This is a genomic window from Azoarcus sp. TTM-91 (assembly GCF_012911025.1).
In the GTDB taxonomy this organism is placed as follows: Bacteria; Pseudomonadota; Gammaproteobacteria; order Burkholderiales; family Rhodocyclaceae; genus Azoarcus.
Map to the genome: position 1 here is coordinate 1 of NZ_WUEI01000309.1, position 424 is coordinate 424.

Genomic DNA, 424 nt, shown 5'->3' on the forward strand with positions numbered 1-424 from the left:
GATAACATTGATGTAACTAAATTACCGGAAGGTACGACAGTCAAAGATGTGACTCCAGCTGATACAATCGATACTTCAAAAGCTGGCAACTACACGGGAATTGTAGAAGTCACATATCCGGATGGCACAAAAACAATTGTAGAAGTTCCGGTAATCGTAACGGACGTCCCAGACAATACAGAAAACTCACCAATTTCAACGGTTGAGACGGTAACAGAAGACGGCACATATGATTTAACAGACAACGTTGATATTTCTAAATTACCGGCAGGTACAACAGTAGAAGATGTGACGCCATCAGGAGCCATCGATACTTCAAAAGCAGGTAATTACACAGGAATTGTTGAAGTCACATATCCAGACGGAACGACAACTATAATAGAAGTTCCAGTAGTCGTAACAGACATTGCAGATAATACAGAGA

The 424-nt window shown here is 40.8% G+C and carries 1 protein-coding gene; it reads left to right on the forward strand.

Features of this window, described 5'->3' with window-relative positions; genetic code table 11:
* Window positions 1-424 (forward strand): Rib/alpha-like domain-containing protein (locus GRF61_RS24380; RefSeq protein WP_248281440.1); only part of this gene is annotated, 424 nt, incomplete at both ends.